Origin of the sequence: Streptomyces sp. NBC_00525 (assembly GCF_036346595.1) — a bacterium.
Classification (GTDB): domain Bacteria; phylum Actinomycetota; class Actinomycetes; order Streptomycetales; family Streptomycetaceae; genus Streptomyces.
Genome location: NZ_CP107834.1, coordinates 210,530 through 235,568, shown reverse-complemented (window position 1 = coordinate 235,568; position 25,039 = coordinate 210,530). Strand labels below are relative to the sequence as shown.

Below are 25,039 nucleotides of genomic sequence, written 5' to 3'. Positions count from 1 at the left end.
GGTGTTCACCGGGCGGTCAGCCCGCGACGGTGACGCCGGCCGCGTGCTCGCGGGCGTGCCGGTCCATTTCCGCCCGGAACGCGGCCACCAGATGCGGCCGAATCCTTCCTGCATTGCGGTCGCCGCCCTCGCAGACCGCCCCGCGCACCCCCACGATGTCCGTCCCGATCCGGGTCAGCGTCGCGAGGTCGGCCTGCTTGACGCTGCCCGCGAGGGCCGCGAGCAGCCCGGCGGCGTGGGCGAGCCCGACGAACTCGGCGCACATGTCCGGCGGGACGTGGTCGAACAGCCGCGTCCCGTCCTTGACGGCGGTGTCGAGCATGGCCGCGTCGGCCCCGGAGCGGGCCGCGATGTCGGGGAGGGCGAGCGGATTGACGCAGCCGACGCGGTGGGCGTCGGCATACCCGGAGGCGACGACCAGCGCCTCGGGACGGTAGTCCTTCACCGCGCGCACGACCGCCCGCATGACGTCGATCCCCTGGTCCGGCGTCGTACACCCGTAGAGACCCACCTTGATGTACGTGGCGCCGGAGACGACGGCGCCGAGCGCCGCCTGGGCCACCGTGCCCGGCTTGTACGGGACGTCCCCGACGGTCGCCGACACCGGTGTACCGGCCGGGACCGTGTCCCGGATCTCCCGGATCACCCAGGGGAAGTTGGCGCCGAGCGACCCCTCGTCGGGCTTCTTCACATCGACGATGTCCAGATGTTCCGCGGCCTTCGAGCAGTCGACGGCTTCCTCGACGCTGTCCGGAGAGATGAGCAGCAACACCATGGGCTCCTTCCGCCGTCCGCCCGCCGGCCCGGAAGGGCGGACGGACGGATCAGCTGGTTGACCTGCGGTGTGCTCATCATTTCCGCGCCCCAGCGGCCCCGGTAGAGCGCGAGAGGCCCCACGGGAGCACAGCAGCCCCACGCAATGCGCCGCGCGCCCCGGCGCGAACCGGCGTGAAATCATGCGGGGATGAACAGCGACCTGGACGTGAGCGCGCTGGCGGTCAACGTCACCATCCCGCCCGAACTGCGCTGGACCGACACCCGTCGCGGCACGGAGTTCCAGCTCACCACCCTCAACATCCGGCTGCTGAAGGACGGCCACCTGGCCGCGAAGGCGTACGGCCGGCCGGTGGCGGGCGGCCGCGGCGCCTATGTGTCGTTCCCGGTACCCGACCGCCCGGAACTGGCCACCCTGATGTCCGAGGCCGCGACCCGCGCAAGCACCCTGTGGGCCACCCACCGAGGCCTCGACTGAGACCCCGGCACGGTCAGGCCCCCGGCGCGAGATAGCGCCGGAACCCCTGGGCCAGCGGCTCGAAGCCGCACGCCGCGTAGAAGGTGTGCACATACGCGTCGTCGGCCGCGAGCAACTGCACCTTGTAGCACCCGGCCTCGTCCCCCAGCCGCACCACGGCCTCCAGCAGACACCGCCCCACCCCGCGACGCCGCCCGGCAGCGGCGACCACGACGTTCTCCACGAACAGAATGCCCCGCCCGCCCCGAGTCAGATTCGGCATCACCAGACAATCGGCCGTACCGACCACCACCCCCCGCGCCTCGGCGACCAGCACCGTCCGCCCCCGCTGAGCGGCGATGCACCGCCACACGGCGGCAGCCGACTCCGCGTCCAGGGGCGCGTCGTCGGGGTTCAACTCGCGATGCAGAGCGAGCAGCGCGGGCAGGTCCGGCTCAAGGGCGGGTCGTACGGTGATCTCCATACCCGCAAGCCTCGCACTCACGCGGCCGATCGCACGGTGCCGGGCTCCGCCAACGGCGCGCCAACACGGCCGCGACACACCGGACGGCGCCGGCTCCGGATGCGCGTCGCCGACGGTCGCTCAGCCGCTCAGCCGCTCAGCCGCTCCGGCGCATCAGCGCGTCGGCGCACGGCGCGCCGGGCCGCACCGGAATCCGGGCGCGGGCGCGGGCGAGCAGCCCCGGATCGGGTTCCGCCTGAAGCGAGGCGAGGACCATGCGCCACCACTGCTCCAGCCGCTCCGTCCAGCCCCACCGGCCCGGCATCTCGTCGGTCAGGGTGCAGTGCCCGTAGAACCCGCAGACGAGCGCCACGGCCGCCGCGGACGGCTCGACCCCGGCCGCGAGTTCGCCCCGTGCACGGGCCTGGGCGAGAAGCCGGGCGCAGGCCAGCGCCCAGGACCCGAAGGGCGTCGGCACGGGTGCCTCGATGGCGCGGCGCTCCGCCCACAGCCGCGCGCCGGCGCGGGCCAGGACGTCCTCGCTGAGCGACTGGGCCACGCGGAAGCTCAGGACGACCAGTTTCTCCAGCGGGGGCACACCGGGTGCGGCGTACGCGGCGGCGAGCTGCGGCCAGGTCGCGAACTGCGCCCGGACGACAGCCAGTGCCAGCTTCTCCTTGCTGGAGTAGTGGAAATAGATCGCCCCGCTCGTCTTTCCCGAGTGGTCGCTTATGTCATTGACACTCGTTCCCGCATATCCCCGTTCGACGAATAGATGAGCCGCCGATTCCAGGAGCACTTTGCGGGTTGCGCGCGCTCTGTCCTGCACTTGTTCCACCTTCGCTCATATGTGCTGGCGCCGCGACGCGAAAATATGTTCCGCTCTCCCCCGAGGGGTGCAGTCGCATCGCGCGAAGATCTTATTATTCGTCGTCCGGCCAGGTGTGTGGATGGATTCGCCTCTCCCGGTGCCGCATCGGAAGAATCGTTTCGGAAAGTGCATCGGACCCGCCCCCGGACCGGTCGGGAGTGATCCCGCGCAAGGCTTCCCACCAGGGGTGATGGGCGACCGACCGGCGTGCGGCCGCGACCTTCGGCCGGGCCGGGACGGGGCGCGCGCGGCGTCCATGGCGGTTTTCCGATGCACTCGAATTGGTGATTGCGGAAATTGATGTCGCCTAATTAACGTAACGACCATGATGTTTCGGGTGGACCGGATCTGAGGGTCCGGGTCCGCCTCGGTACACGCGGCGGTATCGACCTCGCCGCAGCGGCTGCGGAGCAGTGGCCGCGTCCATTCCCCCCTTCCTTGTGTGCGCCCTTCGGCACACCCCTGCGCCCGTGTACCGAAACGGTCGGCGCAGTATCAGAGAACGGTGGTTACATGACAGTTCATCGCATCCTCTCCTGGTCCCCGTCCGCCATCGTCTTCGACTGCGACGGCACCCTGATGGATACGGAAAGGCACTGGCAGGAGGCCCGGAACATCACGTTCCGGATCTATGGGCTCACCCCGCCCGCCGGGTTCGCCGAGCGTGCCAAAGGCGTGCACTACACCGACTGCGGCGTCCTGATGGCGCGGGAGACCGATAAACCGGAGCTCGCCGAGGAGCTCGCCGACACCCTGCTGACCACCTTCACGGCGCTGGTGGCGGAGGACCCGGTCACCATGCCGGGGGCCGCCGCGCTGGTCCGGCAGGCCGCCCGTCACCGCCCGCTCGCGGTGGCCAGCAACTGCCCCCGGAACACGGTGGAATCGTGCCTGGACCGGGCCGGACTCCTCGGCTGCTTCGCCCATGTCGTCGTCGCGGGCGACGGGGTGCGGCCGAAACCGGAGCCGGACGTCTACCGGGCGGCCGCCCGCCTCTGCGGCGTACCTCCCGAGAAGGCGCTGGCCGTGGAGGACTCGCTGACCGGAATGGAGTCGGCCCGCCGGGCGGGCCTGCGGGTCATCGGGCTCGGGACACGGCCGCCGGACCCGGACGACGAGCTGGCCGACCTCTGGGTCAGCAGCCTCGCCGACCCCGAACTGGTCGGCTGGGCCCGCAGCCGCCTGGGCGCGTAACGGGCACTCCGGACGCATGCTCAGTAGCCGTCGAGGTGGGGGGCCAGCGAGTCGACCGTGCCGCCGGCGGAGGCGAAGAACAGGGCTATGCCCACGGCTCCGGGGTCCGGGACACCGGTGGCGCGCTCACCCAGATAGCTGGCCCGCCCCATGCGCGCCGCCTGGGACGCGGTCTCGCGCACCCCCTGCCACGCCTCCGCCGCGGCTGCGGCCAGGGCTTCGGCGGGTGGCGTTCCACCGGCCGCCCGCAGCGCTCCGGCCGCCGGTGCCAGCGCGTCGACCAGCGTCTTGTCGCCGGGGGCCGCATCCCCGACCCGGCGGATCGCCGCCAGGCCCTCGGCGGCACCGTCGGCGAGCGCGCCCGTCGTCAGCTCCGGCCCCGGCCCGGCCGCCCGCCCCAGGGCCTGGAACAGCAGCCCGAACAGGGGGCCGCTGGTCCCGCCGACCTCGTCCAGGAAGGCGGTGGCCATGGCGCCGAGACAGTCCGCCGGACCGGCCGTCGCCCCGACCTCTTCGAGCAGCAGGGCGGCGGCCTGTACGCCGGCGGTGAGGTTGGCGCCGAAGTCACCGTCGCCCGCCCGCTGGTCGAGCGCGGTCAGCTCGGCCTCCGTGGCATGGACCGACTCGGCGAAGCGCTCCGCCCACTCGCGGGTGCGCGCGCCGTCGAGAGCGTTGCTCGTCATGGGCCCTCCTCGTAGCTCCGTCACCACCGCAGTGCCGGGGTGTGCACGGGCGCATCGTAGAAATCGAGCGTGGCCCGGTCGGCCACCATGAGCGTGAGGGAGAAACCCCGCATGTCCAGCGCCGTGACGTAGTCGCCCACCAACTGGCGGGCCATCCGCACCCCCCGGGCGTCCAGCACCCGGCCCAGCTCGCCGAACACGCCGTACAGCTCCAGCGAGGTGACCGAACCGAGCCCGTTGACCAGTGCGATGACGGGCTCCTCGGGCCCCGGCCGCAGCGCGTCCAGCAGCGACCCCGTCATCTCCTCCACCAGCTCGCCCACCGCACCCTGCGCGCGGGTGCGGGCGGCGCGTTCGCCGTGGATGCCGACGCCGTACTCCAGCTCACCGGCCGGCAGGACGAACGCCGGCTCGCCGGTGGCGGGCGCGTGATGGGCGGCGGACGCGACGGCGAGCGTACGGCTGCGGGCCACCAGGCCCGTACCCAGTTCGACGAGTGCGTCCAGCCCCATGCCGGTGTCCGCGGCGGCGCCCAAAACCTTTTCGAGGAGCACGGTGGCACCCGTGCCGCGCCGCCCGGCCGCGATGTCCTCGGAGTCGGTGGCGAGGTCGTCGTCCACGAGGACCCGCGCGCAGGCGATCCCCGCGTCCGCGAGGCGCTCGGCGGCGATACCGAAGTTGATCCGGTCGCCCGTGTAGTTCTTCACGATGTGCAGCACACCCGCCGGCCGGGCCACGGCGCGCGAGGCCCGGAAGATCTGCCGGTTGTGCGGAGAGGCGAACACCCGGCCGGGACAGGCGGCGTCCAGCATGCCGGCACCCACATACCCGGCATGCAACGGCTCGTGCCCCGAACCACCCCCCGACAGCAGACCCACCTGCCGCTCGGAGGCGGTGTGCCGGGCGGTGACGAAACCGTCCTCGGCGTCGTACCGCACCAACTCCGCGTGTGCGCGGGCGAAGCCGGACAATGCGGCGGATACGAGTTCCCCGGCGCCGTTCTCGAAGTACCTGGCCATATGCCGCACCCATCCCGTCCCTGGCGTGAGGCCGTACGAGCCGACCCGGACGATACCCCCATGGTGCAGGTAACGGTCCGCATGCGGCAACTCGCACAGGGTGCGGCACCGTGCTTTCGGTGTGTATGTTGCGGCTGTGCGCCGGGTGACACAGAAACCTCGGACTCAGGACGGCTGACCGGGTGGGCCGTCGAGGACGGTCGGCGTGTACTCCAGCAGTTGGAGCCGGCCGTCGAAGAGGCGGCTCTCCACCAGGTCGAGGCGGACATCGGGATACGCGTCGAAGATCCGCTGCCGCCCGGTGGCGCCGGTGATCACCGGGAAGAGGACGACCCGGAAGCGGTCCACGAGCCCGGCCGCCAGCAGGGACCGGACCAGGGTGAGGCTGCCGAGCGTACGCAGGGGCCGCTCCGAGTTCTCCTTCATGGCCCGGACCGCCTCCACCGCGTCACCTCGGACAAGTTCGGTGTTCTGCCAGGTCAGCGGGGTGTCCAGGGTGGAGGAGAAGACCACCTTGGGCATCTTTTCCATCTCGGCGAAGCCGGGGTCGTCGGGCATCCGGGCGGCGAACCCCGACATCACCCGGTAGGTCGTGGCCCCCATCAGGCTGACATGCCGCTTCTCGCCCTCGGTGTCGAGCCAGGCCAGGTATTCGGGCCCTTCCATCCCCCAGAAGCCGGGCCAGCCCTCCGCGGAGGCGTAGCCGTCGAGCGAGATGATGAAGTCCACCATGAGGGTTGCCATCGCACTGCTCCGTTCCTGTTCAGGTGCGTACCAGTGCTGACCGGCACGGCCCCCGGAACTCATCGGTGCCCACCCTGCACCGTCCGGGCCGCCGGTGTACGACGTGCCGGGCGCGCTACCAGCGGTGCGGGCGCCGGACCGCGACGAGCACCGCCGCGACCACCGTGACCATGGCCAGCGCGATCGCGAAGTGGGCCGCCCACGCGCCCGCCGCCGTGGGCCCGCCCCAGGCGTGGGACACGTCCTCGCCCGCCGTCGCCAGGGGGTAGAACACGCCCCGCGCGACGAGCAGGACCACGCAGGGACCGGTCACCGCGAATGCGAGGAGATTCGCCGGCAGGCCGCGGAAGGCCCGGCCGACCACGGTCCGGAAGCGGTCCGGGGCAACCGCGGCGCCCGCGCCCCGCACCGCCGCGTCCGACCCGCCGAGCGCGGCGAGCCGCCGCTGCGCCCGCCCGGCGAGGGCCGCGCCGCCGGTCACCGCGAGCCCGAGCGCGAGAAGGGTGACGGGCAGGGCCAGCAGTGCGTGGCCCAGGAGCCGGACCGCCCGCTGCGGCAGCGGGCGGCGGTGCGGTGCGGTGGAGGCGGCGGTCGTCATGGCGAGTCCCTTCTCGGCGTCGGCGCGGTGCCCGAACCGTAGGCGCGCGACCGCCCGCCCGGCGTCATACCGGGGAGCCAACTCCGATGTCATACCGAGGGGCCGACCCCGCCGTCGGACCCTGGCGGCGGACCGGCGGGGACACGACCGCCCGGCACCGTGTCGCCCTCTATCCGCCGAACCCCAACTCCCAGTAAAATCAAGGCCCTTGATGACAGAGGGAAACGGGAGTCCGCGTGGAGGTTCTCGTCCTGGTCCTGTGCGTCGCCCTGGCGTACGCGGCATACGCGAAGCTCCGGACCACGCTCCACCGGTGGAAGCTGCCCGCGCCCTCCATCAGTCCGGCGCAACTGAATCTCTACCAGAAGCAGGCGTTCCAGGAGATCTGCCGAAGGTCCCCGAGCCTCGGCACCCGCGTCCGCATGGGCCCCTACTTCGACGAGCGGCAATGGAACCGCGCCGACGCCATGCTCGTCCTGGCGGAGCCGGTCAAACACAAACTCGTACGGATCGACGGGTGGCGGTTCGGTTCCTACGCCCTCACCCGCAAGGGCTGGCGCGAGTACCGGAAGAACTTCATGTGGACAGGGAGCGGTGGCGACTCGATGCACATCACGGCTTCGGAGGGCGGCTTCGCCGCAGTCAACATCAACAGCCCGCACGGGGTGGCCCAGAGCAGCGGGCGGGACAGCACCGCCGATCTGTCCGGCATCACCTACCACCAGCTGGCCACCGCCCTGAAAGCGGACGCCGAGGGCGCCCCGCCGGAAGAAGCGGTCAGGGCCCGCGAGTACGCCGAGGACCTGACGGACGCGGCCGGCGCACAGGACGCCGACCGGGCCAACCGCATCCTCGGCCGCGTCAACGCGCTTCTGGGCACGGCGACTTCGGCGTTCTCGCTGACCCGGAGCCTGCTGCCGCCCGGCAACTGAGCCCGGCACGGCCGGGCCCGCCCCGCCCCGTTTTGCCGGGCGCTCAGTGCCCCTGCCGCCGCCGGCCGTCGAACCGCCGCAGCACCCGCACGACGCGCCACACCCCGGCGCCCGCCCCGGCCACCGCCCCGCCGGTCAGGATGTCGTGCCGGAGCGGGCCGGTCACCCCGAGCACGACGACGAACCCGAAGACCAGCGCGAAGACGGCCGCGGCCAGCACCGCGCCGGTGACGAGCGCGAAGACGATCTCCACCGTCATCGCGTCCTTCTCCCACCGGGACTCACGGCCCATGTCCATGGGGCCAGTCTCCCATCACGGCCGCGGGCGCGGGTCAGCCCGCCGCCCTCTTGACGAGGTCGGTGATACGGGCCTCGATCTCCTCGTCGAGCGTCGTGAGGGCGTACGTGGTCGGCCACATCGCGCCGTCGTCCAGAGCGGCCTGGTCGCTGAACCCGAGGGTGGCGTAACGGTTCTTGAACTTCTCCGCGCACTGGAAGTGGCAGACGACCTTGCCGTCCCTGGCGTACGCCGGCATGCCGTACCAGAGCTTGGGCGCCAGATCCGGTGCGGTGGCCCTGACGATGGCGTGGACGCGCTCGGCGAGCACCCGGTCGGCATCCTGCATCTCGGCGATCTTCGCGAGGACGTCCTGCTCGGCGGCCGCCTCCTTCTCCGCGCGGGACGCGCCGCGCCGGGAGGCCGCCTTCTTCTCCTCGCGGGCGTGCTCCTTCATCGCGGCCCGCTCCTCGGCCGTGAATCCGCTGTAGTTCTCGGTGGAGTCCGTGGACGACATGGTGAGTGTTCCTCTCGTGGAAAACGGCTGGTCGAGCGGGGATTCTGGGGAGTGGGGCTCCCTGGTCACTACGTTAGGGGCCGGTGCCGCGCGGGGGCTTCTTGATTCCTGACCGTTCGCGCCACCCGCTGCGCCAGGCACACCGGCATCGCCTCGATACCGGCCGCGGCGGCTGCGCCGGGCCCGTCCACCGAACCGGCCGGGTCGCCGGCGAGGCCGCTCCGGAAGGACTCCGGGGTCAGGCCGGTCAGCTCGGTGAAACGGGTGACGAACACCCCGAGGGTCGCACAGCCCACCGCCCGGCAGACGGCTTCGAGGTCGAGGTCGCCGCGCAGCAGGAGCGTCGCCCGGTCGATGCGACGCGCGGTGAGATAGGCGTACGGGGACATGCCGTAGGCCGTACGGAACTGCCGGCTGAGGTGCCCGGCGGGGATGTGCGCGGCGCGGGCGAGCGCCTCCACGTCCAGCGGCTTGCCGTACTCCCGGTCGATACGGTCGCGCACGCGGCGCAACCAGGGGTGTGTGCGCGAGGTGTCCATGACCGGCAGGCTAGGTACGGCCCTCCGCCGCGCGCTTCTCGATTCCTGACGAACCCAGCAGCGGGGGCGTGTGTGTGCGACCCGAGGCTGATGCCGCCGGCCCGAGCGGCTGGGGCGCGCCCGTCGGGAGATACGGATCGCGGTGGATGGCCCGGACGGGGCCGGACGCAAGGATGGGAGCAACCCCGCCAACGGGGCCCCGACCCATCTGGAGAGCCCGATGACCGCGATCCTCCGCCCCGGGGCCATGGCCTTCCCGGCCGTGCTCGCCGCACTCGTCGTCGCCGTACCCCTGAGTGCAGGCTCCGCCGCCTCCGCCGATCGACCCGCGCCCAAGGCCCCGTACGCGAGCGTCAGCGGGAGCGCGGAGTTCGTCCTCCCCTACTACCCGGACGACGACATCCGCTCGTTCAGCTTCGACGCCCGGGCGGACCCGTACAGCCGGCCGCTGCCGGGGCTGCCCGCGGGGCTTCCCACCGATGCCAGGGGCACGGTCCGGATCTCCCACTACTCCGCCGACTGGGACGAGACCTACACGTCGGAAGGCCGCGTGGACTGTCTGGTCACCGGCCCCCACACCGCGACGCTGACGGCGGTCATCACCGGGGCGAGCGAGGGCGGTCCGGTGGAGGACATCGGCAAGCGGGTCGGATTCAGTGTCTACGACGGCGGCAAGGACAAGGGGCGCTCGCGAGACCGCGTGGGCTTCTCCTGGAACGGCGTGAACCTCCTGCCGAAGGGCGACGCCGATCCCGTGGAGGCCCAGGTCGGCACCTGCATGGCTCCCGCCGCGTACGCCCCGGTGACCAAGGGCGGCTACACGGTCAGGCACGCCGAACTGCCTCCCGCGCCGAAGTCCTGACGGGCCGGTGACCAGGGATAGTTCACCTGTACGGGTCGATTCCATGCGTTCGAATCGGGTAAGGACGCTCAGTCCGCCCCGAGACCATCCCGAGACGCATCCCCGGAGGCATCCGTGCCCGAGATGAACACCCCCTACAAACCCGGCACCCCCTGTTGGATCGACCTCATGGTCCCCGACCAGCAGGCGGCCATCGACTTCTACCGCGACCTCTTCGGCTGGCAGGGCGAGGTGGGCCCGCCGGAGCAGGGCGGCTACTCCCTCTGCACGCTCGAAGGGAAGCCGGTCGCCGGAATCATGAAGGCGATGAACCCGGACGGCACGGTGCCCGACCCGATGCCGCCGACCGCGTGGACGACGTATCTGTCGACGGACGACATCGACGCCACCGTCGCAGCCGTCACGAGCTCCGGCGGCACGGTCGTCGTGGGTCCGATGGACGTCATGGACCTCGGCCGCATGGCGGTCGTCACCGACCCGGCGGGCGCCGTCTTCGGCCTGTGGCAGCCCGGCACCTTCGACGGCGCGGCCGTCGTCAACGAGCCCGGCGCGCTGATCTGGAGCGAGCTCGTCACCCCCGACCCGGCGGCGGCGTCGGCCTTCTACTCGTCCATCCTGCCGGTGACCACGGCACGCTCCGAGATGGAGGGGGCCGAGGGCTACATCGAGTTCCAGGTCGCCGGACGCCCGGTGGGCGGCATCATGGACCTGAACAGCATGCCGGAGGGCGTGCCGCCGCACTGGCAGGTGTACTTCAACGTGGACAGCGTGGACGACGTCCAGGCGGCGGCCGTCCGCGCCGGAGCCACGGTCCTCGCACCCGCCTTCGACATGGTCGCCGGCCGCATGGCGGTCCTGGCCGATCCGCAGGGCGGCGCGTTCGCCGTCATCGCCACCCCCGAGGGCTCCGCCTGACCCGGCCGGACGGCCGTCGAGGCACGGCCCCGCACCGGGCGGAGAGAGCCCGGTGCGGGGAACGGGCCGTACGGCCACGCCAGGCGGCCCATACTGGACGGGCCATGGTCCGCAATCCAGCGTCCTTCAGCGAACGTCCCACGGGAGGCGAGCGTGGACCCGCTGCATGACGTCCTGGCCCTGCTGGAGGTACGAGCCCACCTGTCCGCGAGCCTCACCGCCGGCGGGGACTGGGCCGTACGGTTCGACGCGCCGTCCGGCGCCGAGTTCAACGCGGTACGGCGCGGCTCCTGCCGGCTGGAGGTCGAGGGCGCCGGCCAGCCGCTCGACCTCGCCGAGGGCGACTGCTACCTCCTCACCGGCCCCTACCCCTCCACGCTCGGCAGCGGTTCGGACATCGCTCCCGTCCCCGCCGCGCCCCTCCTCGCGGCCGCCGGGAACGGCACCGCGCGGGCGGGCCGGGGCGAGGAAACCCTCCTCGTCGGCGGCCGGTTCTCCTTCGGACCCCGCGCCCGGGAACTGCTCCTGGACCGGCTGCCCCCGGTCATCCACATCCCCGCCGGCGCCCCGCACGCCCGGACGGTGGGCCGGGTACTCGCCGCCATCGAACAGGAACTGGCGGAGCGGCCGATGGCCTCCGCCCTCGTGGCGGAACACCTCGCCGTCGTCATGCTCGTCCACGCCCTCCGCCTGCACCTCGCCCGCGCCCCGCACACCGTCTCCGGCTGGATGGCCGGCCTGGCCGACCCCGTGACCGCCGCCGCCCTGACCGCCCTGCACGAGGACCCGGCGCACCCCTGGACCGTCGCCGAACTGGCCGGGGTCTGCGCCGTCTCCCGCTCCACGCTCGCCGCCCGCTTCAAGAACGCCGTCGGCCGGGGGCCGTTGGAGTACCTGACGCACTGGCGCATCGAACTGACCGCCCGCCGGCTCCGGGACACCGACGCCACGCTCGCCGCCATCGCCCGTGACGTCGGCTACGGCTCGGAGAGCGCCCTCAGCGTCGCCTTCAAACGTGTCACCGGGCTGCCGCCGGGGGACTACCGCCGCCGCCCCGCCGCACCGGACTCACGGCGGCCGGACGGCCCCGGCTCCCCGCCGCGCCCGCACACGAGCCCGGTCCGGTGAGCCGCGCCCGTGCGGACGCCCGTGCGGGCGCGGCTCAGAGCGGCAGGACCGGGCGGGTGGTGAAGTCCTCGTACATGTCCTCGCCGTCCGGGCCGTACACGAACTCCGCCATGGACGGGTTGCGGTTGGCGGTGGCCAGGGGGAGCCAGGCCAGCAGCAGGCCGTAGCCGCCGCACACCGATTCCCCGCCGTCGCCGCCGTGTATCGCGGTGGTGTCGCTGGACAGTTCGGCACGGTAGGTGTCGTACGCGATGCGCAGGCCGAAGGCGTTCGGTTCCTTCAGGGGGCCGAGCGGATCGCCGTACGGGAGGCAGCCCGGGGGGTAGTCGTCGCCCCACCGGAACAGGGTCGCCGCCCCGGCCCCGCAGGCGTGCTCCCACTCGTCGGGATGCGGCATGCGCAGGCCGCGCGCCGCGAGAGCGGCCGGCATCTCGGCGGGGGCCGCCGTCAGCTCCTCGTCGTCCACGGCCATGAGGACGGTCTCCAGCCGGACGCTCCGGGGAGCGCTGAGCGTCTGCGCGAGATGGGCGCGCGGATCGGGCCCGTAGCCGAAGCCCTGCTCCACGCTCTGCGCGTAGTCCGCGCTCTGTTCCGGCGTCGGCTGCCAGGCGTCCGGATCGAAGCCGAGCCGCACCAGACCGCCGGGGATCAGGGCGAACTCCTGCCCGTCCCGCTCGATGCGGACCCGGTGCAGAGGCGCGCTCAGATGCTCGGTCGCCTCGACGAGCGTCACGCGGCCGCCCACCCGGTCGGCGGCCTCGCGGGCCGTGCGTCGGGCGGCGGCCCGGTCGAAGGTCCGCCAGTGGTCGAGTGTGAGCGAGGCGAGTGGCATGGGCGGAAGTGTGGCACGCGGGACTGACACGCCATCGGGTCGCCCCCGGTGGGGCGTGCCGGCCGGCGGCGCCCTCTGGCGGGCGCGGCGGGTACGGCCTCGTACGATGAGGCGATGACCACGCGCAGCCGTACCCGCAACCGGCCCACCGGGCGGCTGTACGCGCTGCTGGTCCTCGCGGTACTGGCCGGCATCCTGGGCATGCACGCCCTTCCCGCCAGTCCCTTCCCGGCGGTCCGCGCCGACCACGCCCGCGCCATGGCGATGCCCCACGCGGAGACCGGTTCCACCGGCGCCGGGCAGTGCGCGCACTCCGCCGGCGGAACGGGCCATGTCGGCCACGCCGACCAGATGTGCGCGGCGACCGGGATCGGTTCCCCGTACACCCCGCCCGCGCTGAGTGCCGCGTTCAGCGCCGGCCCGGCCGTCGCCGTACGGCCCGAGAGCGTGCCGAGGTCGGCACGGGACGCACGGGCGCCGCCCGACCTGTCCGAACTGCAACTCCTGCGGATTTAGAGCGCGGCCCGCACGGCACCCGCCCGGACTCCGGGCGCCGGTGTCGTGCCACGCCATGCCCTCTTCCGTACTTCCGCACACGTCACCGCGTGCGCCCACCGGGTGCCGCGCGCGAAGGAGTTGCACCACGATGACCATCAACCGCTCGACGCTCCGCCGTACCGCCGTCGCCCTCGTGGCGGCCGGCACCGCCTCCCTGATGCCGGCCGCCTGCGGCAGCGGCGGCGACGGCGCCCCCGCTCACGGCAGCCACGCCTCCGCTTCCGCCTCGGCACCGGCTTCCGCGGGGCAGCACAACGCCGTCGACACCGCCTTCGCCAAGGGGATGATCCCGCACCACCGCCAGGCCGTGGAGATGGCCGACCTCGCGCCGAGCCGCGCACGGTCGGCGGCGGTCAAGAAGCTCGCCGAGGAGATCAAGAAGGCCCAGGACCCGGAGATCGAAACACTCTCCGGGTGGCTCACCTCCTGGGGCGAGGACGTCCCGGCCGCGGGTTCCATGGACCATTCCGGCCACGACATGGGCGACATGGGCGGCATGATGACCGGCGAGGACATGGCCGAGCTGAAGAAGGCGAAGGGCCGGGCGTTCGACACGGCCTTCCTCGACATGATGATCGAGCACCACGAGGGCGCGGTGGAGATGGCCAAGGCCGAACGGTCCGGCGGGGCCCACGCCCGGGCGAAGAAGATGGCCGACCGGATCATCACTTCGCAGAGCGCCGAGATCGACCGCATGAACCAGCTCCTCGGCCGGGACTGACCCCCGACCCCGCTGCGGGCCCGGCCGCAACAGCCGCCCCGCAGCGGGCACCCCCACCCTCGGCCACGGCCCGTTGTCAGTGCCGTCGTGCACGATACGGAGATCACGTCGATCACGAGGGTGGGGCGCCATGCCGATCACGAACCAGCAGGTCACGGAGCACGCGTTCCTGCAGCCGTTGTACGAGGACGCGTACTTTCCCGATCACCTCCTCGACGAGGGCCGGGCGATCCTGCACCGGCTGTGCGAGCGGATCGAGGCCGAAAGACCCTCGGACCTGGCCGCCCTGTACGTGCTGTCCCGCGCGGCGACGGAGGAGTTCAACGCGCTGGAGGAGAAGCTAGAAGCGGCGGGCAGCGGGATAGAGACGGTCGCGCGCGAGGAGATAGCCGAGGACTTCTGGTTCCTCGCCACGGCCTACGGCTTCGCGGACGTGGACGTCGAGGAGATGATCGAGCCCCGCAACTGGTGAACGACGGATCGACGAGGAGAAGTCCCGCGATCCGACCCCCCGCTAGTCAAGTTTGACTAGGCTGCTGGGTGTGACTGAGACGACCGTTCCGATGCTGCCCTGCCGGACCATTCAGCCCGTCATCGACTTCTACGCCGCTCTCGGATTCGCGGTGACCTTCCAGCAGCGCAGCCCCAACCCGTACGCCGTCGTGGAACGCGGGGGGATACAGCTGCACTTCTTCGGGATGAAGGGGTACGAGCCCGCCGCCTCCTACAGCACGTGCTACATCCGGACCGACGACGTCGACGCCCTGCACCACGCCTTCCGGGCCGGGCTCAAGGCCGCGTACGGGAGAGTTCCCACGCGCGGGCTGCCGCGGATCGGGCCGTTGAAGGACACCTCGTACGGCGTGCGCCAGTTCCTGGTGACCGATCCCGGCGGAAACTGCCTGCGCGTCGGGCAGCCGATCAGCCGGGACCACCACCACCGACCCGCGCCCGAGGAGACCTTCGAGCGGGCCCTGCACCACGCGTCCCTGCTCGCCGACTCCAAGGACGACCCGGCGAGCGCGGCGCGCGTCATCGACCGCGTACTGAACCTTCAGGGTGACGAGCCCACCCCGGTGCGGTTGCTGCGCCTCCTCGTCCTGCGCGCGGACGTCGCCGGGCGCCTCGGCGACGACGCGACGGCGGCCTCCGCACTCGCCAGGGCGGCAGGCATCCGACTCACCCCGCAGGAGCGGAAGTCGGCGCACGGCGACCTCGAACGACTGGAGGAGCTGCGGGACTTTCGGAACACGCCCCGGGCCCTCCACCTCACCGCATCCAGTGAGGCTCCGTCGTCCACCCCGTGAAGCGCCGCGCCCGCCCGCCGTCCGCCGTGCCGTCCGCTTCGAAGGCGCCGCCCTCCGCGACCAGGGACAGGCCCGCCAGGGCCGGGGCCAGCCGGGTGGCCGCGTGGGCGGGGTGGCGTGCCGCCTCCCGCGCCAGGCCGGCGACGAGCCGCCGCCGCTCCGCCTCCGGGCACAGGGACAGGTGGAAGACCATCTGCCGCCACGCGTACGCGGCGTCCTTGATCGTGCGGAGCGGCCGCGGGTCGCCCTGGACGCGGGTGACCAGCCGGCACACCGTGACGAAGGAGCGGTGCGCCAGGTCCGCCCAGCCGGGCTGCGGGGCGATGCCCACCCGGCCCACCAGCGTGGCCAGGTTGTGCGTGGTGAGGATCTGCGCCTGCTCGATGACCACGCCGTTCGCCGCCGTGGACCACTGCCGCGCCGCCGCTCCGGACCGCTCCGCGCACAGCCGGGCGAAACCGGGACTGGTCCGGGCACCGCCCGTGCGGGCCAGGGCCTCGCTCGCCTCGACGACCGCCAGGTTGCGGATCGCGTCGTAGTCGATGCCGTAGTAGCGCTCGTACAGCGTGCCGCCGAGGAGTTCACCGGCGATCCGCGCCGCCTTCAGGAACTTCGGGCCGAACGTCCCCATGAAGATGTCGGCGGCCAGCTCCTCGGTGAACGGGGCGCCGAGGTCGCACTGACGGCCCAGCACACCGAACTCGCGCACCAGCGGATTGGGCAGCAGCGTCCCGGGGAACGCCTGCACGGCCAGCTCGCCCAGCTGGCGCAGCACGGACAGCGCACCGTCGTCGTCCGAAGCGCCCGGTACGGCGGACCGCCGGCCCGACACCGCCCGCACCCAGGGCAGTTCCTCGACCCGCACCTGCTGTGCCAGGTCGAGCAGCAGCAGGGAGCGGCGCCTGCGGAACGCCCGGTAGTTCGCCGCCATCACGGCGCGCAGCGTCTCGTCGTCGTACGCGTGCGCGGTCGCCGCGGCGACGAGCTGGGGGACCAGCTCCGCCATGACCTCGGCGGACGGGACCACCCCGCGCTCGACGAGCGTGGCGAGCGGCGCGCTCAGCGCGGCCTCGACCGCCCGGCCGATGGCCGCCGGGATCACGGCCCCGGCGGGCAGACCGGTGTCCTCGCCCTCCCGCACCGTCACCGGGCACAGGTACGGGGCTACATCGGTGATGCCCGTCTCCGGGGGAAGCGCGGCGAGCCGGCGCAGCATCAGCTGGGCCAGTGCGTGGTGGGACGGGAGCGCCGCCTGCGCGGCCTGGCGGCGGCGCAGGGCGAGGTGCGCGTCGGAACCGGGCAGGCCCCGACGCCGCACCATGGACCGCACGGCGTGCCGCAGCAGACCCAGCCGGCGCGCCGTGAGCGGCCGCCGCGCGACGACCTCCTCCAGCGCCCCGCACAGGATGCCCAGGTTCTCCTTGGGGTCGCGGTGCTTGCTGCACAGGGTGTGGCGCGCCGCCAGCTCCCGGTACCGGCCGAGGAGTTCCTCGCTCCGGGACTGCCAGCCGGCGTCCGGGACGAGCGCGAGAACCCGGCCGTCGCGCGCCGTGGCCAGCCAGTGGACGAGCAGTTCGTCGCCGAACGGCTGCCACACGGCGAGCGCCTCGCGCTGCGTCTCGACGGCCGTCTTGGGTCGCCGCCGCCCCAGCGTGCCCGCGGTGTCCGCGACGGTGCGCCGGTGGACGCAGGCGCCCGCGTCCGGACCGGGGCGGCCGGCCGGGCGGGGCAGGAAGCGGAGCCGGTCGGCGAACGGCTCCAGCTCCCGTACGAGAGCGAAGGCCGCGCCGGACTCCCCGTGGCGCACCAGCCAGGCGACGGTGAGCAGCGCGGCCTCCTCGGGCACGCCGACCTCGTAGGCGCCGCTGTCCAGCAGGTCCCACAGTCGGGCGAGCCCCGGTTCGGTGAGGCAGTGGGCGAAGAGCGCGCGCCGCTCGGCGGGCACGCCGAAGTTCCGGGCGGCCGCGGTCTCGTGCTCCTGGAGCGGGCCGCCCGCGCTCGCGGCGCCGGTCGGGAAGCCGCCCCGCAGCACCTCCGGAGTCACCCAGGACGGGAATCCGGCCACGGGGGTGCGCGAGCCGACCGTGACCCGGCCGGACGTCATGGCGGCCAGTACGTCCTGCCACTTTCGGCCGCGGATCTCGGCGCGGTGCCGGGTCTCGGCGTCCTGGTGGGTGAGCGCGGTCACGAAGGCCGCCGCCAGCCGGCTCTCCGGGTAGGAGGTGGCCGCTGCGAGAGGCTGCTGCTCAGCGTTGTCGTTCATAAGCCGACGTGGCAGGTTCCGCCCCTGCGCCCTCCGGGTCCAGAGCCCGGTGCTCTCCTGACTGAGCTACACGCCGATGACCGAGACGGTAGACGGTGCGATGATCACACCGCAACGGGATTTCCCGGAGCAGCCACCGGCTTCCCGGCCGGCCCCGGCATGATGGCCGCATGAGCACACTTTCCGCCGTCGAAGTCACCCTGGTGCGGGGAGACATCACCCGGCAGACCGTCGACGCCGTCGTCAACGCCGCCAACTCCTCCCTGCTCGGCGGGGGCGGAGTGGACGGCGCGATCCATCGCCGGGGCGGCCCCGAAATCCTCGCCGAGTGCCGGAAGCTGCGTGCCTCGCACTACGGCGGCGGGCTGGCCACCGGCCGCGCCGTCGCCACCACGGCCGGCCGGCTCGACGCCCGCTGGGTCGTGCACACGGTCGGGCCGGTGTGGAGCGCGGCCGAGGACCGGTCGGCGCTGCTGGAGTCCTGCTACCGGACGTCCCTGCGCGTGGCCGCCGAGCTGGGCGCGCGTACCGTGGCCTTCCCCGCGATCTCCACCGGCGTCTACGGCTGGCCCATGGACGACGGAGCCCGCATCGCCGTGCGCACCGTGCTGGCCGAGGCCGCCGCCCCGGTCGAAGAAGTGCGGTTCGTGCTCTTCGACGCCGCCGCGTACGACGAGTTCGAGAGGGCCCTGGCGGCGGCGCGGGCCTGACCGCACCGCCGCACGCACCCCGTACCGGAGGCGTGGAGCACCCGTGAAGACCCTGTGGAGCCGCGGTCCGCCCCGGCGCTTATGCTGCACCGAACGATCAGGCGGGACCAGGGGAGGGCGCTGCATGTTCGGCAAGCTTTTCGGCAGGGACGAGGCGAGACCGGCGCCCGACCCGCACGTGATTCCGGCCCCGCGCAAAACGAAGAACGGCATGTACACCCTGCGCGCCCTCGGCGACACCCGGGTGCTCGCGCTGGTGGAAGCCGCCGGCGCCGGGGACTGGGAGGCCGTCCGCACGGCACTGGCCCCCTTCGACATCGGCACCGACCACCGGGTCCTGGGCGAGTGCGCGGAGCTCGACGGCGTGGAGGAATGGATCGGCCGTGCCGTCGACGAGGACGAGGAACACCGGGCCACCGCCCTCCTCATCTCCGGGGCACGCCACATCAGATGGGGCTGGGACGCGCGCACCGGAGCCCGGGCCGCGGACGTGACACGGGAACAGTGGCAGACCTTCTTCGAGCGGCTCCGCATCGCCGAGGAACACCTGCTGGAGGCGGCCGAGCTGCGCCCGGAGTGGGTCACACCCTGGCGCCAGCTCCTCATGTCCGGCCGCGGCATGTCCCTCGGAGCCGACATCACGGAGGTCCGGCGCGACGCCGCCCTGCGCCGCGCCCCGCTGGACCTGGAGACCCACCTGGAGTGGCTGTCCCAGCTGCAGCCCCGCTGGAGCGGCGAACCCGGCGAAGCCATGCGGTTCGCCCGCGGCGCCTTCGGCCGCGCCCCCGAAGGTGACCGGCTCGGCTGCGTCATCGCCATGGCGCACATCGAGGACTGGGTGGAGTCGGACGAGTCGGACTGCCTGCGCACCCCCGAGATCCAGTACGAGCTGCGCCGCGCCGCCGAACACAGCATCCTGCACCCCGCCCACCGGCGGAGCCCCGGCTGGCAGCACGACTTCAACATCTTCGCGATGGCCCTGTCGCTGGCCGACGAGCGGCAGACGGCGAAGCGCGTCTTCCACGCGCTCGACGGCGCCTTCACCCGCTGGCCCTGGGCCTACTTCGGCGAACCCGAGAAGCAGTTCGCCCGCCACCAGCGCCGCGTCTGAACGCACCCGCCGCCACCCCATCCGCCCGCCTCACCCCCGGACTGCCGATGACTCCGCCCGACACCGCTTCCACCCAGCCCGGCGACGACCGCACCTTCCAGGTGGATCTCCGGGGCCTCGTCGACCTCCTCTCGCACCACCTCTACTCCAGCCCCCGCGTCTACCTGCGCGAACTCCTGCAGAACGCCGTGGACGCGCTCACCGCCCGGCACACCCTCGAACCGGCCGCCGCCGACGCGTACGGCATCCGCCTGTACGCCGACAAAACCGTCGTACGCATCGAGGACGACGGCGTCGGACTCACCGAGAACGACGTCCACGCCTTCCTCGCCACCATCGGCCGCAGCAGCAAACGCGCCGAGCGCATCGCCGAACAGCGCGGCGACTTCATCGGCCAGTTCGGCATCGGCCTGCTCTCCTGCTTCCTCGTCGCGGACGAGATCCACGTCGTGAGCCGCTCCGCCCGCACCCCCGGCGCACCCGCCGTCGAATGGCGCGGACGCGGCGACGGCAGCTACACCGTCCGCACCCTGCCCGCCACCGCCCACCCGCGCCCCGGCACCACCGTCACCCTCACCCCGCGCGCCGACGCGGGGGAGTGGACCCGCCCCGCCCGGGTCCACGCCCTGGCCCGGCAGTACGGCTCCCTGCTGCGCCACCCCGTCACCTTCGACGACGGCACCGGCGGCCCCGGCGCCCGCGTCAACCCGGAACCCGCCCCCTGGGCCCGCAACCACCCGACACCGGGCGCCCGCTCCCGCGCCCTCGCCGCGTACGGCACCGAGGTCTTCGGGTTCGAGCCGCTGGACACCATCGACCTGGACCTGCCCGCCGTCGGGCTCAAGGGCATCGCCTGCGTCCTCCCCGAGGCCGTGCCCACCGGCCGCCGACACGGCCACCGCGTCCACATCAAGGGCATGCTGCTCTCCGAGCAGGCGGAGGAGATCCTGCCCGAGTGGGCGTTCTTCGTCCGCTGCGTCGTGGACGCCGAGAGCCTGCGCCCCACGGCCTCCCGCGAATCCCTGTACGAGGACGACACCCTCGCCGCCGTACGCGACGCGCTCGCCGAACGGCTGCGCGCCTGGATCTCCCGCGTCGCCGCCAGCGACCCGGAACTCCTCGCCCGCTTCCTGCGCGCCCACCACCTCGCCGTCAAGTCGCTCGCCGTGCACGACGACGAGATCCTGCGGATGCTGCTGCCCTGGCTGCCCTTCGAGACGACCGACGGCAGCACCAGCCTGGACGAGTTCGCCCGCACCCACCGCACGGTGCTCGTGACGAACAGCGTGGAGGAGTTCCGGCAGGTCGCCGCGATCGCCTCGGCCGCCGGACTCGGCGTCGTCAACGGCGGCTACACCTACGACCGGGAACTGGTCCACCGGCTCCCCGAGATCCGGCCCGAGGTCAGCGTCGCCGACCTCGACCCGGCGACCCTCACCGCCCACCTCGACCCCGTCGAGCGCGAGACCGAACTCGCCGCGGCCCCCTATCTGGCGATGGCCCGCGACGCGCTGGCCGTCTTCGACTGCGACGTCGCCCTGCGCACCTTCCAGCCCGCCTCCGCCCCGGCCCTCCTCATCGACAGCCGCGACGCCCGGCACGAACGCACCCGCTCCCAGCTCGCCCGCGAACAGCAGGGCGGCGTATGGGGCGACATCCTCGGCGCCCTGCGCCAGGAGGCCCCGCGCGCCCAGCTGATCCTCAACCAGCTCAACCCGCTGGTCCGCACGGCCGTCGCCATCGACGAACCCGAACTGGCCCGCACCAGCGCCGAAGCCCTGTACGGGCAGGCCGCCCTGCTGTCCCGGCGCCCGCTCAGGCCCGCCGAATCGAGCCTGATCAACCGCTCCTTCCTCGACCTCCTCGCCCACGCCCTCCGCAAGGACAGCTGACGATGCCCACCGCACCCCAGAACACCGACGAGCTGTACGCCGGGCTCCAGGAGAACCAGCAGCGCCCCTACGGCCGCGCCCGTACCATCGCCGCCGAGGAACTCACCGACGCCGCCGAACAGCTCGACGACCCACTGGCCCTCGTCCGCGCCCTCCTCGCCCTCCAGGAGGCGTACACCTACGGCGCCGAACCCCGTAAGGCGCCCGTCGTCTTCGCCCGCCTGCTCAACCTCTTCGACGAGCAGCCCGACATCTTCACCGAGCAACTGCGCCATCTGCTGTTCTGGCGCTTCAAATGGGTGGCGAACGCCCTGCGCGCCCTGCCCGAGATCCCGCTGAGCGCCCTGCGCCAGTGGCTCACCGAGATGCGCGACCGGTACGAGAAGGCCGGCCTGGGCCTCCAGCCGTACTACGGACAGGTCCACCTCCTCGCCGCCCACGCCGGCACGGACGACGCCACCACCGCCTACGAGCTGTGGGCGGCCCGCAGCCGCACCCCGCTCAGCGACTGCGAAGCCTGCGAGATCTGCGAACGCGCCCTCCACCACCTCGCCACCGGCGACGACGCCCGCGCCCTGCGCGCCTGGGAACCCGTCCTCGACGGCAAGGAGAGCTGCCAGGAGGAGCCCGCCCGCTCCTTCTCGCACGCCCTGCTGCCCCTGCTGCGCACCGGCGACACCGAGCGCGCCCGCGCCGTGCACCTCGCCGGCTACCGGGGCTCCCGCCGCAACCCCTCCATGGCCGGCGAGGTCGGCCGCCACCTGGAGTTCTGCGCGCTCACCGGCAACGAGGCCCGCGGCCTGGAACTGCTCGCCGAGAACCGGGTCCTGTTCGAGGACGTGGACTCACCCGAGGACCAGTACGACTTCCTCACCGGCGTGGAGGTCCTTCTCCAGCGCGTCGAGCAACTCGGCCACGCCGAACTGCCCGTCGCCGGATACGCCGGCCGTACCTGGACCGTCGCCGCACTGCGCACCGAGGTACGCGGCCGCGCCGACGACCTCGCCGCCCGCTTCGACGCCCGCAACGGCACCACGGCCCACGCCGACCGGCGCAGGACCCGCCTCGACCGCGCACCGCTCCTCGACCGGCTCGAACTGACCCTGCGCGTCCGCACGCTCGACGACCTGTCCCCGGCCGCCCCGTTCGCGGCCACCGCCGCCCCCCAGACCCCCGCCCTTCCCGAATCGGTGCCCGAACTCGTCGCCCGGGCCAGGGAACTGGAACAGCGGGGGCACCCCGAGGCCCAGCTCTGCTGGGCCCGGCTGCGCACGCTGATCACCGCCCCCGGCTACACCCACCCCGACGACCCTGCCGTCGGCCCGCTCGTACGGCTGCGCGCGGACCTGCTGGCCGACGAGGCCGCCCGCGCCGGAGACGGCAACCAGCCCGCCGAGGCGGCGGACCTCTACGAAGAGGCCGCCGGACTCTACGAGGACGCCGCGCTGCCGGGCGAGGCGGCCGTCGCCGCGGCCTGCGGCGCACTCGCCGAGGCGGAAGCGGCGGACGGGGACGGGCCCGAGAAGCAGGCGGCGGCGCTGACCGCCGTCCACGCCCGCACGGTCCGGCTGCACGAGGAGACGCCCGGCCTCGCGCCGTACCAGGAGGGGCGCCTGCTGCGGCTGCGGGCGACCGCCCTGGGCCTGCGCTTCCAGGCCGTGCAGAGCGAGGAACACGCGGCGGCGGCATACGCCGAAGTGGAACTGCTGCACACCTTCGCCGCCCGGCACGGTCTCGCCTCGCAGACCTCCGGCGCGGCACTCCTGCGGGCCGGCGCCCGCGCCATCTCCGGCGACCTGCCCGCCGCCGTCACCGAACTGGACGCCCTCGTCGACCTGCTGCGGGAGCACGGCCCCGACTGGCACCTGCCCCGTACGCTCGGGCTGCGCGGCCGGCTCCGGATCGGCCTGCGGGACGCGCAGGAGGCGTACACGGATCTGGCCGAAGCCGTACGGCTGGCAGCCGAGTGGCCGGTCACCGTCGCCGAGACCGCCGGTCTCCACGGCGACCTGGCCGAAACCTGCATGTACCTGGGCCGCCCCGAGGAAGCGCTGCGGCAGCTGACGCGCTCCGCCGAGTTGGACCTGCGCCGCAACCAGCGGGCGCGCGCGTACTGCACCTACAGCAACGCCGCCGAGCTGAGCCTCGACCTGGGGCGGGTGGAGGACACCATCGCCCTGCTCGACTCCGTCCTGGCCGAGCCGGACATCGCCGACGGCGAGCTGGACGACCGCCTCACGGCCCAACTCCGCCTGATCCGCGCCCGAGCGCTGCACGCCGGCGACGATCTCAAGGCCGCCACGGCGGAGTTCGTCGCCCTCGCCGCCGAATCGGCCGGCTGGGACGACGATCCGGGGAGCCATGCCATGATCGCCGCCGAGACGGCGGTGCTCCTCGGCGAGGGGGGCGACTTCGGCCCGGCCCGCGAAGCCCTCGCCCAGGCGCTCGCCGCGCACGGCCGCGACCCGCGCTACGAACAGCTCAGCAACGCCCTGCGCGAACTCGCCCGCCTCCAGGCGGAACAGCAGGGGCCGGACGGCCTGGCCGACGCCCTCGCCCACCTCGCCGAAGCGGGCCGGATAGCCGACGCCGCGCGCGCCGCCGCGTTCGAACCCCGCGGCCGCTCCCTGGACACCGCCCTCGCCTACGAGCACGGGCGCGTCCACGCCTACGCCGGGCAGTACGAGGAATCCCTCGCCGCGCTGGAGAAGGCCGTGGGGCAGCTGGGCGAGCCGGGCCCGGACCGGTTCCACGCCGCGCAGTGGGCCGAGTGCGTCCGCCTCGCGGCGGTCGTGGAGGGCGTCTACCTGGAGCGCACCGCCCCGGCGCTCGCCCGCCTCGACACGGCGATCGCCCGGCTCACCCCGCTGGGCCACACCGAGGAGACCGGCCCGCTGGCCGCCGTGGCGGCCCAGCTCCGCGAGGAGTCGTAACGCGACGAAGGCACGAAGCGCCCCCGGCCGCCGCACACGCCGTGAGCCGCCGCACACGCCCCCGCGCGTGTGCGGCGGCTCAGGCGTAGGCGGCCAGGAAGGCGCGGATGCCGCCCTCCGCGAGCCGGTCCAGGTCTGCGGCGGAATGCTGCGGGCCGCCGTGGAACATCGCCCGGTTCACCGGAATCCACAGCAGCAGACCGGAGAAGTGGTGGGCGGCCAGGAGCGGGTCCGGGGTCTTGAGGAGCCCCTGCTCGGTGAGGCGCCGGAAGGTGTCCGCCAGGGTGGCCAGGACCCGCTCGAAGCCCTGCTCGTACCAGGCGGCGCCCAGCTCCGGAAAGGCGTCGGCGTTGGCGATGACGAGCCGCCGCAGCTGGATGACCTGGGGCCGGGTGAGAGCCGTGAGGAACTGGCGGGCCAGCTGCGTCAGGTTCTCGGTGAGCGCTCCGGCGTCGGCGGGGATGTCCGCGACCAGGTCGACCATGGCGTCGATGCGGTCGGTGGTGGCGAGCACGATCTCCGCGAACAGCTTCTCCTTGTCCGAGAAGTGCTTGTAGACGGTCTGCTTGGACACCGCGGCCAGCTTCGCGATGTCGTCCATGCTCGTCCCCGCGTAACCCTTGTTCAGGAACACGGTGGTCCCCGCCTCCAGGATCGCCTGGTGCTTGCGCGCCGACCGTTCGTCCATCGTCAGGACCCTCTCTCCCTCGTCCGCCGCTGCTGCCTGCCGCCGAGAAGA

27 protein-coding genes and 1 tRNA gene are annotated in these 25,039 nt (G+C 73.1%); 14 read left to right on the top strand and 14 right to left on the bottom strand.

The window, feature by feature from the left end; all coding sequences use genetic code 11:
* Positions 1 to 16: 16 nt before the first annotated feature.
* Positions 17 to 772 (bottom strand): (5-formylfuran-3-yl)methyl phosphate synthase, encoded by a 756-nt coding sequence (locus tag OG710_RS01050; protein WP_330242122.1) that lies wholly within the window; start codon positions 770 to 772, stop codon positions 17 to 19.
* Between the two features lie 192 nt (positions 773 to 964).
* On the opposite strand from OG710_RS01050, the gene OG710_RS01045 reads away from it, so the two are divergent.
* On the top strand, positions 965 to 1,252 hold the full coding sequence (locus OG710_RS01045) for a hypothetical protein (RefSeq protein WP_330237651.1): 288 nt from the start codon (positions 965 to 967) through the stop codon (positions 1,250 to 1,252).
* A 13-nt stretch (positions 1,253 to 1,265) separates the two neighbouring features.
* Here OG710_RS01045 and OG710_RS01040 read toward each other — a convergent pair whose 3' ends face one another.
* A complete protein-coding gene (locus OG710_RS01040) occupies positions 1,266 to 1,715 on the bottom strand; it encodes a GNAT family N-acetyltransferase (RefSeq protein ID WP_330237650.1) in 450 nt (149 codons plus the stop codon).
* A 136-nt stretch (positions 1,716 to 1,851) separates the two neighbouring features.
* Complete coding sequence (locus OG710_RS01035) at positions 1,852 to 2,523, bottom strand: ScbR family autoregulator-binding transcription factor (protein WP_330237649.1); 672 nt, start codon at positions 2,521 to 2,523, stop codon at positions 1,852 to 1,854.
* A gap of 555 nt (positions 2,524 to 3,078) precedes the next feature.
* Between OG710_RS01035 and OG710_RS01030 the strand changes: the two genes are divergently transcribed.
* Positions 3,079 to 3,759, top strand: coding sequence for an HAD family hydrolase (locus tag OG710_RS01030; RefSeq protein ID WP_111335027.1), 681 nt, complete (start codon positions 3,079 to 3,081; stop codon positions 3,757 to 3,759).
* A gap of 20 nt (positions 3,760 to 3,779) precedes the next feature.
* Here the strand turns inward: OG710_RS01030 and dhaL are convergent, their stop codons facing one another.
* The 4 genes from dhaL to OG710_RS01010 form a co-directional block, all read right to left on the bottom strand.
* Complete coding sequence (dhaL, locus tag OG710_RS01025) at positions 3,780 to 4,442, bottom strand: dihydroxyacetone kinase subunit DhaL (RefSeq protein WP_330237648.1); 663 nt, start codon at positions 4,440 to 4,442, stop codon at positions 3,780 to 3,782.
* Between the two features lie 20 nt (positions 4,443 to 4,462).
* Positions 4,463 to 5,461, bottom strand: a complete 999-nt coding sequence (locus tag OG710_RS01020; RefSeq protein ID WP_330237647.1) for a dihydroxyacetone kinase subunit DhaK — start codon at positions 5,459 to 5,461, stop codon at positions 4,463 to 4,465.
* 165 nt (positions 5,462 to 5,626) lie between these two features.
* The gene (locus OG710_RS01015) at positions 5,627 to 6,205 is read right to left on the bottom strand and encodes a dihydrofolate reductase family protein (protein WP_330237646.1); all 579 of its coding nucleotides are present in this window, start codon (positions 6,203 to 6,205) and stop codon (positions 5,627 to 5,629) included.
* A 115-nt stretch (positions 6,206 to 6,320) separates the two neighbouring features.
* Positions 6,321 to 6,803, bottom strand: a complete 483-nt coding sequence (locus OG710_RS01010) for a hypothetical protein (protein ID WP_330237645.1) — start codon at positions 6,801 to 6,803, stop codon at positions 6,321 to 6,323.
* A gap of 236 nt (positions 6,804 to 7,039) precedes the next feature.
* Between OG710_RS01010 and OG710_RS01005 the strand changes: the two genes are divergently transcribed.
* Positions 7,040 to 7,735 carry a hypothetical protein gene (locus tag OG710_RS01005; protein WP_330237644.1) on the top strand — a complete coding sequence of 232 codons (696 nt, stop codon included), beginning with the start codon at positions 7,040 to 7,042 and terminating at the stop codon, positions 7,733 to 7,735.
* Positions 7,736 to 7,778: 43 nt separating this feature from the next.
* On the opposite strand, the gene OG710_RS01000 is transcribed toward OG710_RS01005, so the two are convergent.
* The 3 genes from OG710_RS01000 to OG710_RS00990 form a co-directional block, all read right to left on the bottom strand.
* On the bottom strand, positions 7,779 to 8,033 hold the full coding sequence (locus tag OG710_RS01000; RefSeq protein ID WP_330237643.1) for a DUF6332 family protein: 255 nt from the start codon (positions 8,031 to 8,033) through the stop codon (positions 7,779 to 7,781).
* 34 nt (positions 8,034 to 8,067) lie between these two features.
* Positions 8,068 to 8,529 carry an iron chaperone gene (locus tag OG710_RS00995; RefSeq protein WP_330237642.1) on the bottom strand — a complete coding sequence of 154 codons (462 nt, stop codon included), beginning with the start codon at positions 8,527 to 8,529 and terminating at the stop codon, positions 8,068 to 8,070.
* A gap of 68 nt (positions 8,530 to 8,597) precedes the next feature.
* Positions 8,598 to 9,068: a helix-turn-helix transcriptional regulator gene (locus OG710_RS00990; RefSeq protein WP_330237641.1), complete on the bottom strand. Its 471-nt coding sequence runs from the start codon at positions 9,066 to 9,068 to the stop codon at positions 8,598 to 8,600.
* A 220-nt stretch (positions 9,069 to 9,288) separates the two neighbouring features.
* Here OG710_RS00990 and OG710_RS00985 point away from each other — a divergent pair, with 220 nt between their 5' ends.
* The 3 genes from OG710_RS00985 to OG710_RS00975 all read left to right on the top strand — a co-directional run bounded on the left by OG710_RS00985 (position 9,289) and on the right by OG710_RS00975 (position 11,973).
* Positions 9,289 to 9,930: a hypothetical protein gene (locus OG710_RS00985; RefSeq protein ID WP_330237640.1), complete on the top strand. Its 642-nt coding sequence runs from the start codon at positions 9,289 to 9,291 to the stop codon at positions 9,928 to 9,930.
* Positions 9,931 to 10,053: 123 nt separating this feature from the next.
* Positions 10,054 to 10,845 (top strand): VOC family protein, encoded by a 792-nt coding sequence (locus OG710_RS00980; protein WP_330242121.1) that lies wholly within the window; start codon positions 10,054 to 10,056, stop codon positions 10,843 to 10,845.
* A 153-nt stretch (positions 10,846 to 10,998) separates the two neighbouring features.
* The gene (locus OG710_RS00975) at positions 10,999 to 11,973 is read left to right on the top strand and encodes an AraC family transcriptional regulator (protein WP_330237639.1); all 975 of its coding nucleotides are present in this window, start codon (positions 10,999 to 11,001) and stop codon (positions 11,971 to 11,973) included.
* Positions 11,974 to 12,007: 34 nt separating this feature from the next.
* Here the strand turns inward: OG710_RS00975 and OG710_RS00970 are convergent, their stop codons facing one another.
* Complete coding sequence (locus OG710_RS00970) at positions 12,008 to 12,805, bottom strand: hypothetical protein (protein WP_330237638.1); 798 nt, start codon at positions 12,803 to 12,805, stop codon at positions 12,008 to 12,010.
* Positions 12,806 to 12,919: 114 nt separating this feature from the next.
* Between OG710_RS00970 and OG710_RS00965 the strand changes: the two genes are divergently transcribed.
* From OG710_RS00965 to OG710_RS00950, 4 genes are all read left to right on the top strand, one after another.
* Positions 12,920 to 13,321 carry a DUF6153 family protein gene (locus tag OG710_RS00965; protein ID WP_330237637.1) on the top strand — a complete coding sequence of 134 codons (402 nt, stop codon included), beginning with the start codon at positions 12,920 to 12,922 and terminating at the stop codon, positions 13,319 to 13,321.
* 130 nt (positions 13,322 to 13,451) lie between these two features.
* Positions 13,452 to 14,084: a DUF305 domain-containing protein gene (locus tag OG710_RS00960; protein WP_330237636.1), complete on the top strand. Its 633-nt coding sequence runs from the start codon at positions 13,452 to 13,454 to the stop codon at positions 14,082 to 14,084.
* A gap of 130 nt (positions 14,085 to 14,214) precedes the next feature.
* The gene (locus tag OG710_RS00955; protein WP_330237635.1) at positions 14,215 to 14,556 is read left to right on the top strand and encodes a DUF5713 family protein; all 342 of its coding nucleotides are present in this window, start codon (positions 14,215 to 14,217) and stop codon (positions 14,554 to 14,556) included.
* Between the two features lie 70 nt (positions 14,557 to 14,626).
* Positions 14,627 to 15,391: a bleomycin resistance protein gene (locus OG710_RS00950; protein WP_330237634.1), complete on the top strand. Its 765-nt coding sequence runs from the start codon at positions 14,627 to 14,629 to the stop codon at positions 15,389 to 15,391.
* Here the strand turns inward: OG710_RS00950 and OG710_RS00945 are convergent.
* Positions 15,354 to 17,654 carry a hypothetical protein gene (locus OG710_RS00945; RefSeq protein WP_330237633.1) on the bottom strand — a complete coding sequence of 767 codons (2,301 nt, stop codon included), beginning with the start codon at positions 17,652 to 17,654 and terminating at the stop codon, positions 15,354 to 15,356. The genes OG710_RS00950 and OG710_RS00945 overlap by 38 nt on opposite strands.
* Before the next feature lie 3 nt (positions 17,655 to 17,657).
* A tRNA-Gln gene (locus OG710_RS00940) sits at positions 17,658 to 17,730 on the bottom strand.
* Positions 17,731 to 17,824: 94 nt separating this feature from the next.
* On the opposite strand from OG710_RS00940, the gene OG710_RS00935 reads away from it, so the two are divergent.
* The 4 genes from OG710_RS00935 (at position 17,825) to OG710_RS00920 (ending at position 24,300) form a co-directional block, all read left to right on the top strand.
* Complete coding sequence (locus tag OG710_RS00935) at positions 17,825 to 18,364, top strand: O-acetyl-ADP-ribose deacetylase (protein ID WP_330237632.1); 540 nt, start codon at positions 17,825 to 17,827, stop codon at positions 18,362 to 18,364.
* Positions 18,365 to 18,488: 124 nt separating this feature from the next.
* Entirely contained in the window at positions 18,489 to 19,475 is a 987-nt protein-coding gene (locus OG710_RS00930) for a hypothetical protein (RefSeq protein ID WP_330237631.1), read from the top strand.
* Between the two features lie 47 nt (positions 19,476 to 19,522).
* Positions 19,523 to 21,367, top strand: a complete 1,845-nt coding sequence (locus OG710_RS00925; RefSeq protein WP_330237630.1) for an HSP90 family protein — start codon at positions 19,523 to 19,525, stop codon at positions 21,365 to 21,367.
* 2 nt (positions 21,368 to 21,369) lie between these two features.
* On the top strand, positions 21,370 to 24,300 hold the full coding sequence (locus tag OG710_RS00920) for a hypothetical protein (protein ID WP_330237629.1): 2,931 nt from the start codon (positions 21,370 to 21,372) through the stop codon (positions 24,298 to 24,300).
* Positions 24,301 to 24,379: 79 nt separating this feature from the next.
* On the opposite strand, the gene OG710_RS00915 is transcribed toward OG710_RS00920, so the two are convergent.
* Positions 24,380 to 24,988 (bottom strand): TetR/AcrR family transcriptional regulator, encoded by a 609-nt coding sequence (locus OG710_RS00915; protein ID WP_330237628.1) that lies wholly within the window; start codon positions 24,986 to 24,988, stop codon positions 24,380 to 24,382.
* Positions 24,989 to 25,039 lie beyond the last annotated feature (51 nt).

What these genes read in the sequence shown, in the direction of transcription:
- OG710_RS01045 (WP_330237651.1), top strand. Translation starts at nt 965, where the DNA reads ATGAACAGCGACCTGGACGTGAGCGCGCTGGCGGTCAACGTCACCATC.
- OG710_RS01040 (WP_330237650.1), bottom strand. Translation starts at nt 1,715, where the DNA reads ATGGAGATCACCGTACGACCCGCCCTTGAGCCGGACCTGCCCGCGCTG.
- OG710_RS01030 (WP_111335027.1), top strand. Translation starts at nt 3,079, where the DNA reads ATGACAGTTCATCGCATCCTCTCCTGGTCCCCGTCCGCCATCGTCTTC.
- dhaL (WP_330237648.1), bottom strand. Translation starts at nt 4,442, where the DNA reads ATGACGAGCAACGCTCTCGACGGCGCGCGCACCCGCGAGTGGGCGGAG.
- OG710_RS01020 (WP_330237647.1), bottom strand. Translation starts at nt 5,461, where the DNA reads ATGGCCAGGTACTTCGAGAACGGCGCCGGGGAACTCGTATCCGCCGCA.
- OG710_RS01015 (WP_330237646.1), bottom strand. Translation starts at nt 6,205, where the DNA reads ATGGCAACCCTCATGGTGGACTTCATCATCTCGCTCGACGGCTACGCC.
- OG710_RS01010 (WP_330237645.1), bottom strand. Translation starts at nt 6,803, where the DNA reads ATGACGACCGCCGCCTCCACCGCACCGCACCGCCGCCCGCTGCCGCAG.
- OG710_RS01000 (WP_330237643.1), bottom strand. Translation starts at nt 8,033, where the DNA reads ATGGACATGGGCCGTGAGTCCCGGTGGGAGAAGGACGCGATGACGGTG.
- OG710_RS00995 (WP_330237642.1), bottom strand. Translation starts at nt 8,529, where the DNA reads ATGTCGTCCACGGACTCCACCGAGAACTACAGCGGATTCACGGCCGAG.
- OG710_RS00990 (WP_330237641.1), bottom strand. Translation starts at nt 9,068, where the DNA reads ATGGACACCTCGCGCACACACCCCTGGTTGCGCCGCGTGCGCGACCGT.
- OG710_RS00985 (WP_330237640.1), top strand. Translation starts at nt 9,289, where the DNA reads ATGACCGCGATCCTCCGCCCCGGGGCCATGGCCTTCCCGGCCGTGCTC.
- OG710_RS00980 (WP_330242121.1), top strand. Translation starts at nt 10,054, where the DNA reads ATGAACACCCCCTACAAACCCGGCACCCCCTGTTGGATCGACCTCATG.
- OG710_RS00970 (WP_330237638.1), bottom strand. Translation starts at nt 12,805, where the DNA reads ATGCCACTCGCCTCGCTCACACTCGACCACTGGCGGACCTTCGACCGG.
- OG710_RS00965 (WP_330237637.1), top strand. Translation starts at nt 12,920, where the DNA reads ATGACCACGCGCAGCCGTACCCGCAACCGGCCCACCGGGCGGCTGTAC.
- OG710_RS00960 (WP_330237636.1), top strand. Translation starts at nt 13,452, where the DNA reads ATGACCATCAACCGCTCGACGCTCCGCCGTACCGCCGTCGCCCTCGTG.
- OG710_RS00955 (WP_330237635.1), top strand. Translation starts at nt 14,215, where the DNA reads ATGCCGATCACGAACCAGCAGGTCACGGAGCACGCGTTCCTGCAGCCG.
- OG710_RS00945 (WP_330237633.1), bottom strand. Translation starts at nt 17,654, where the DNA reads ATGAACGACAACGCTGAGCAGCAGCCTCTCGCAGCGGCCACCTCCTAC.
- OG710_RS00935 (WP_330237632.1), top strand. Translation starts at nt 17,825, where the DNA reads ATGAGCACACTTTCCGCCGTCGAAGTCACCCTGGTGCGGGGAGACATC.
- OG710_RS00930 (WP_330237631.1), top strand. Translation starts at nt 18,489, where the DNA reads ATGTTCGGCAAGCTTTTCGGCAGGGACGAGGCGAGACCGGCGCCCGAC.
- OG710_RS00925 (WP_330237630.1), top strand. Translation starts at nt 19,523, where the DNA reads ATGACTCCGCCCGACACCGCTTCCACCCAGCCCGGCGACGACCGCACC.
- OG710_RS00920 (WP_330237629.1), top strand. Translation starts at nt 21,370, where the DNA reads ATGCCCACCGCACCCCAGAACACCGACGAGCTGTACGCCGGGCTCCAG.
- OG710_RS00915 (WP_330237628.1), bottom strand. Translation starts at nt 24,988, where the DNA reads ATGGACGAACGGTCGGCGCGCAAGCACCAGGCGATCCTGGAGGCGGGG.